A 6633-nucleotide genomic window follows, 5' to 3' on the forward strand; every position below is an offset into this window, starting at 1 on the left:
TTGGGTCAAAAAAAGTATAATAGTTGCATGACAAAAGCAGATATTATTTTTAAAGAAAACATTCGTAAGATTATGGAAGAGGGCGTTTCTTCAGAAAATGCTCGTCCACGATACAAGAATGGAGACATTGCTAACTCCAAGTATATTACTGGTTCCTTTGCTGAGTACGATTTGGCCAAGGGGGAGTTTCCCATTACCACACTAAGACCAATTCCGATTAAATCCGCCATTAAAGAAATTCTCTGGATTTACCAAGACCAAACCAATGACCTGTCTGTCTTGCAGGAAAAATACGGTGTTCAATATTGGAATGACTGGGAAGTAGATGGAACAGGGACCATCGGTGAACGCTATGGTGCAATTGTTAAGAAGCACGATATTATTTCAAAGATTTTGAAACAGCTGGAAGATAATCCTTGGAATCGCCGCAATGTGATTTCCCTTTGGGATTATGAGGCCTTTGACCAATCGCCAGGCCTATTGCCTTGTGCCTTTCAGACCATGTTCGATGTTCGCCGAGTGGACGGAGAGATTTATCTTGATGCAACTCTAACTCAACGGTCAAATGATATGTTGGTAGCCCATCATATCAACGCTATGCAGTATGTAGCCCTTCAGATGATGATTGCTAAACATTTTGGCTGGAAGGTTGGAAAGTTTTTCTATTTCATCAACAATCTTCACATCTATGACAATCAGTTTGAACAGGCTGAAGAATTACTCCGTCGTACACCATCTGAAGTTGAGCCACGTTTGGTCTTAAATGTTCCTGACGGTACCAATTTCTTTGATATTCGGGCAGAAGATTTTGAATTGGTGGACTACAATCCAGTTAAACCGCAGTTAAAATTCGATTTAGCAATTTAACTGGATTAGCAGTGAAGAACTTCGTTCTTTTACCTCGCTTCTTTATTTTTAGGCTCGGGCTGAAACAGTTCCCCGAACTGTTTCACTTCCAACCTTCAACAGTCTATACTCAGACTTTCGAAGCCAGTTAAAACGCAACTCAAATTTGACTTAGCGATTTAAGATGAGGGGGGCTTTCCAGTACCAGCGAGATTCACATTCTACGAATCTCGGTATCTTCCCTATCTCTGAGGAAGGAGTCGGTGATAGTTTCAACATGATAAAAATTTGCGCTTGGCCTACTTGGTAAGTGCATTTTTCATGTTTTTTTGATAGAATGATAGGACGGAAAGTGAGAGAAAATGACTAAAAAGATTGTTGCCATTTGGGCTCAAGATGAAAATGGATTGATTGGAAAAGGTGATAGACTTCCTTGGTCATTGCCAGCTGACTTTGCTCATTTCAAAGAAACGACAACAGGTCACACGATGGTGATGGGACGTATAACCTTCGACGGCATGGGTAAACGTGCTCTTCCCAATCGTCACACCATCGTTTTGACTACAGATAAAACCTATCAACTAGAGAATGAACATGTTACCATTTTACACAGTGTGGAAGATGTCCTAGATTGGTATAACAAACAGGAGCATACTCTATTTGTGCTTGGTGGGGGACAAATTTTTACTGCTTTTGCACCTTACATTGAAGCTTTAATAGTGACAGATATTCACGGTCAATTTAATGGCGATGTGTATTTTCCGAAAGCATTTCCTATGGAGAAATTTCAGCTACAAAGCGCCAATTTACGTCCAAAAGACGAGAAAAACCCGTATGATTTTACAATAAAAACCTATGAAAGAAGAGATGGTTAGGCATGGAGAGAAGTTTATTCGGTTTATTTACAGCATTTCTCTGTGGGATTTGTGTTCTTTGTGCGATTCAAGCCTTTCGGAAGAAACGTTTTGGTTTAGCAATTTTATTTTTACTGAATGCTTTTACCAATCTGGTCAATAGTATTCACGCCATTTATGGATTTTTATTTAGATAAGAGATATGAAAGAGGAAACACATGGCTGTTAAGCATACACATGAGCTAATCTATTGCTCATTTTGCGGAAAAAATCAAGAAGAAGTTAAAAAAATTATCGCAGGGAACAATGTCTTCATTTGTAATGAGTGCGTGGAACTAGCACAGGAAATCATTCGTGAGGAACTGGCAGAAGAAGTTTTGACAGACTTGGCCGATACGCCAAAGCCACAAGAATTACTCAATATCCTGAACAACTACGTCATCGGACAGGATCGTGCAAAACGTGCTTTAGCAGTAGCCGTTTACAACCACTACAAACGTATCAATTTCCAAGATAGCCGTGATGAGAACGATGTTGATTTGCAAAAATCAAATATCCTCATGATTGGCCCGACTGGTTCAGGAAAAACCTTCCTAGCTCAGACCTTGGCTAAAAGTTTGAATGTCCCGTTTGCTATTGCCGATGCGACCGCTCTTACTGAGGCGGGTTATGTTGGTGAAGACGTAGAAAATATCCTCCTCAAACTCTTGCAGGCGGCGGATTTCAATATTGACCGTGCAGAAAGAGGGATTATCTATGTGGATGAAATTGATAAAATTGCCAAAAAAGGTGAAAATGTGTCCATCACCCGCGATGTATCCGGCGAAGGGGTCCAGCAAGCTCTCCTGAAAATCATAGAGGGAACGGTTGCCAGCGTGCCACCTCAGGGCGGACGCAAACATCCAAACCAAGAGATGATTCACGTCGATACCAAGAACATTCTCTTTATCGTTGGCGGTGCCTTTGACGGCATTGAAGAAATTGTTAAACAGCGTCTGGGTGAGAAAATCATTGGTTTCGGTCAAAACAACCGTGCTATTGAAGAAAAAGATTCTTACATGCAGCACATTATCGCGGATGATATTCAGAAATTCGGTATCATTCCAGAATTGATTGGTCGCTTGCCTGTTTTTGCAGCTCTGGACCAATTGACTGAGGATGACCTAGTACGTATCCTGACAGAGCCTCGAAATGCTCTTGTTAAGCAGTACCAGACCTTGCTTTCTTATGATGATGTCGAGTTGGAATTTGAAGAAGATGCTTTGCAGGAAATTGCCAAAAAAGCCATCGAGCGTAAAACTGGTGCACGTGGACTTCGTTCTATCATCGAAGAGACCATGTTGGATGTGATGTTTGAAGTGCCGAGTCAGGACGATGTCAAGAAGGTTCGCGTGACAAAAGCAGCAGTAGACGGTGAAGGAAAACCTGAGCTAGAAACTGCCTAAAATTCATCAGGAGGTGTCAATTGACCGCCTCCTTTTTCAGAGAAAGGGGAAAATATGGAAATCAATACCCATAATGCAGAGATTTTACTGAGTGCAGTTTCAAAGGCCCAGTACCCAGATGATAATATTCCAGAGATTGCCCTGGCTGGACGGTCCAATGTTGGAAAATCGTCCTTTATCAATACCTTGCTGGGGCGTAAAAACCTGGCTCGGACGTCAGGCAAACCTGGTAAAACCCAGCAACTGAATTTTTATAATATCGATGATAAAATCCGTTTTGTTGATGTGCCGGGCTACGGTTATGCCAAGGTTTCCAAGACTGAGCGCGCCAAGTGGGGCAAGATGATTGAGGAATATCTGACCAGTCGAGATAATCTCCGTGTGGTGGTTAGTCTGGTAGATATGCGTCATGAGCCATCTGCCGATGATGTTCAGATGTACGAATTTCTAAAATATTATGAAATCCCAGTCATTGTCGTTGCTACCAAAGCCGACAAAATTCCACGTGGCAAGTGGAACAAGCATGAATCCATTATCAAAAAGAAATTGGATTTTGATAAGAATGACCAGTTTGTCGTCTTTTCATCTGAAACTCGACATGGCTATGACCAGGCCTGGGATGCTATTCTGAGTGAAATCTAACAAAAAAATAAAAAAATAGAGATATTTTTCTTGCATTCTAAACTAGACTATGTTATCATAATTGAGGTTTGAAAAAACTGACCTAAGACAGTAGGGGAGCTAGACTCATAAACATCCTACCGAGGCACAAAACGATTATGGATATAAACGTGTTTGTACTTTCGTGTCTAGGTTTAGGTGCGATTTTTTTGTGCCTAGCCCAAAATAAAAACGGAGGTAAACGAAATGTCAGAAGCTATTATCGCTAAAAAAGCGGAATTAGTGAATGCCGTTGCTGAGCAAATGAAAGCTGCAACATCTATCGTTGTGGTTGATGCGCGTGGTTTGACTGTAGAGCAAGATACTGTTCTTCGTCGTAACTTGCGTGGTGCAGAAGTTGAGTACAAAGTTATCAAAAACTCAATCTTGCGTCGTGCTGCTGAGCAAGCTGGTCTTGAAGGTCTTGCAGAATTGTTTGTAGGTCCATCTGCAGTAGCGTTCTCAAACGATGCTGTTGCTCCAGCTAAAACAATTTACGATTTCGCGAAAACTGCTGATGCTCTTGAAATCAAAGGTGGAGCTGTAGAAGGTAAAGTTTCTTCTAAAGAAGAAATCGAAGCACTTGCTACATTGCCAAACCGCGAAGGCATGCTTTCTATGTTGCTTTCTGTACTTCAAGCGCCAGTTCGCAACGTTGCATACGCTGTCAAAGCTGTTGCAGAAAAAGAAGACGCAGCTTAATGCGTCAGAGCGTAGCTGCTTAGTGCTACAAACTATTTAAAAACCTAAATTGGAGGAAAATCACAATGGCATTGAACATTGAAAACATTATTGCTGAAATTAAAGAAGCTACTATCCTTGAGCTTAACGATCTTGTAAAAGCTATCGAAGAAGAATTTGGTGTAACTGCGGCTGCTCCTGTAGCTGTTGCTGCAGCTGGTGGTGCTGCTGAAGAAGCTAAAGATTCATTCGACGTAGAATTGACATCTGCTGGCGACAAAAAAGTTGGCGTTATCAAAGTTGTACGTGAAATCACAGGTCTTGGCCTTAAAGAAGCTAAAGAACTTGTTGACGGTGCACCAGCTCTTGTTAAAGAAGGCGTTGCAACTGCAGAAGCTGAAGAAATCAAAGCTAAATTGGAAGAAGCTGGCGCTTCAGTTACTCTTAAATAAGAGTCACATCATAATTAGATTGCGGAATCCCTATTTACCAGTCTTTGAGAGCGATAAGCGATTGATAGAAACTGATAAATTGATTTGGTTTCCTGCCAAAAATCCTGCCAAAATTTCTTTGGCAGGATTTTTGTTTTAATAAATTATCGGGGGGTAGACATTAAATTGTCTACCCCTTTTTTGCGTTTTGGAGGAATTCATGCAAAAGAAAGAACAATCATCACGTCAAATGGTGATGTGTCATCTCGTGACTATCTTGGGAGTTGATATTGAGAAAGCAACGCAGCTAATTGATGAAATGGAACAAGTAGGTTTAGTCCGATTTGATGAATTTGGAAATGTTGGAATATTAGTCTTGGAGGGACAATCATGAAACGTATTACCGCTAATCAATATCAGACATCAGAGCGATATTATAAACTCCCCAAAGTTTTGTTTGAGAGTGAACGTTATAAGGATATGAAGCTGGAGGTTAAGGTAGCCTACGCGGTTTTAAAAGATCGTTTGGAGTTATCTTTGAGTAAAGGCTGGATTGATGAGGATGGGGCAATTTACTTGATTTATTCCAATTCAAATCTGATGGCACTTTTAGGTTGTTCAAAGTCTAAATTACTTTCTATTAAGAAAACCTTACGTGAATATGGCTTGATTGATGAAGTCCAACAATCATCCAGTGAAAAAGGTCGAATGGCAAATAAGATTTACTTGGGAGAATTAGAACATGAACCTACCCCAGCCTCCGATTCAAACGGGGCTAGTGTTAAAAAAACACCAGGGGGGTCTCAAAGAAAGACGGGGCCAGTCTTAAATTCAGCCCCTAGTGAGACTAAATATAGTGAAACTGAAGGGAGTGATTTCCTTATTGAGGACGAGGAGGAGAGGCAGCTAGTAGATGAAAAACAAGAAGAAAACTTTACTCCAAAAGTAGATGATGTGACCAAGTACGATCGAGACTATATTTGGGCTTTGGTTCATGACCAATTAAGACAATCAGGTCTATCTCAGTCGGCTAGTGACTATGCCATGATCTATTTCGGTGATCGTTATCAGTACGCATTGGAACATATGCGATTTGCTCGGTCAGCGGAAGTGATAGCTGAATACGTGTTTAATGGTGTGCTGTCAGAATGGACTAAGCAACTGAGACGACAAGAAGTAAAGGGAGGTGATTAAGATGATTGGGTGGATACTAGGTGGAATCTATTTGATTTCTATCATCATTTTGATTGTTGAAATCATCCGTGCACCAGAAATGGATGTTCATGTATAGGCAAGAGTTTTACAAGTGTAAGGCTCTTTTTTATTTGGAAAGAGAGAAAAAATGAAATTTTTAGATTTATTTGCTGGGATAGGTGGTTTTAGACTAGGAATGGAATCACAGGGTCATAAATGCCTAGGCTTTTGTGAAATTGATAAATTCGCTAGAACATCCTACAAAGCCATGTTTAACACAGAAGGAGAAATAGAATACCATGACATTAAAGAGGTCACAGACCATGACTTTAGACAATTTAGAGGGCAAGTGGAGGTTATCTGCGGGGGATTTCCTTGCCAAGCATTTTCACTCGCAGGCAGACGATTGGGATTTGAAGATACTCGAGGGACTCTCTTTTTTGAAATTGCTCGAGCGGCCAAACAAATCCAACCACGTTTTCTATTTTTGGAAAACGTCAAAGGCCTACTCAATCACGACAA

9 protein-coding genes and 1 other annotated feature are annotated in these 6633 nt (G+C 40.8%); all 9 genes read left to right on the forward strand.

What is annotated here, in order from left to right; genetic code table 11:
• Positions 1-27: 27 nt before the first annotated feature.
• Positions 28-867, forward strand: a complete 840-nt coding sequence (locus tag ACHBIE_RS06180; protein ID WP_105123380.1) for a thymidylate synthase — start codon at positions 28-30, stop codon at positions 865-867.
• Positions 868-1208: 341 nt separating this feature from the next.
• Positions 1209-1721: a dihydrofolate reductase gene (locus ACHBIE_RS06185; protein ID WP_024378658.1), complete on the forward strand. Its 513-nt coding sequence runs from the start codon at positions 1209-1211 to the stop codon at positions 1719-1721.
• Positions 1722-1918: 197 nt separating this feature from the next.
• Positions 1919-3145 carry an ATP-dependent Clp protease ATP-binding subunit ClpX gene (clpX, locus tag ACHBIE_RS06190; protein ID WP_105123286.1) on the forward strand — a complete coding sequence of 409 codons (1227 nt, stop codon included), beginning with the start codon at positions 1919-1921 and terminating at the stop codon, positions 3143-3145.
• Between the two features lie 54 nt (positions 3146-3199).
• Positions 3200-3787: a ribosome biogenesis GTP-binding protein YihA/YsxC gene (yihA, locus tag ACHBIE_RS06195; RefSeq protein ID WP_394732964.1), complete on the forward strand. Its 588-nt coding sequence runs from the start codon at positions 3200-3202 to the stop codon at positions 3785-3787.
• Positions 3788-3850: 63 nt separating this feature from the next.
• Positions 3851-3985 (forward strand) — a sequence feature (ribosomal protein L10 leader region).
• A 27-nt stretch (positions 3986-4012) separates the two neighbouring features.
• Positions 4013-4507 (forward strand): 50S ribosomal protein L10, encoded by a 495-nt coding sequence (rplJ, locus tag ACHBIE_RS06200; protein ID WP_002936486.1) that lies wholly within the window; start codon positions 4013-4015, stop codon positions 4505-4507.
• Between the two features lie 65 nt (positions 4508-4572).
• A complete protein-coding gene (rplL, locus tag ACHBIE_RS06205) occupies positions 4573-4938 on the forward strand; it encodes a 50S ribosomal protein L7/L12 (protein WP_105138695.1) in 366 nt (121 codons plus the stop codon).
• Positions 4939-5137: 199 nt separating this feature from the next.
• A complete protein-coding gene (locus ACHBIE_RS06210) occupies positions 5138-5311 on the forward strand; it encodes a hypothetical protein (protein WP_208563098.1) in 174 nt (57 codons plus the stop codon).
• The gene (locus tag ACHBIE_RS06215; RefSeq protein WP_234521541.1) at positions 5308-6111 is read left to right on the forward strand and encodes a replication initiator protein A; all 804 of its coding nucleotides are present in this window, start codon (positions 5308-5310) and stop codon (positions 6109-6111) included. Before ACHBIE_RS06210 ends, ACHBIE_RS06215 begins: the two co-directional genes overlap by 4 nt.
• A gap of 148 nt (positions 6112-6259) precedes the next feature.
• The coding region (locus ACHBIE_RS06220; protein ID WP_394732965.1) for a DNA cytosine methyltransferase at positions 6260-6633 on the forward strand (374 nt) is incomplete at its 3' end.

The sequence above is a fragment of the Streptococcus sp. A23 genome (genome assembly GCF_043674155.1).
Classification (GTDB): domain Bacteria; phylum Bacillota; class Bacilli; order Lactobacillales; family Streptococcaceae; genus Streptococcus; species Streptococcus suis_V.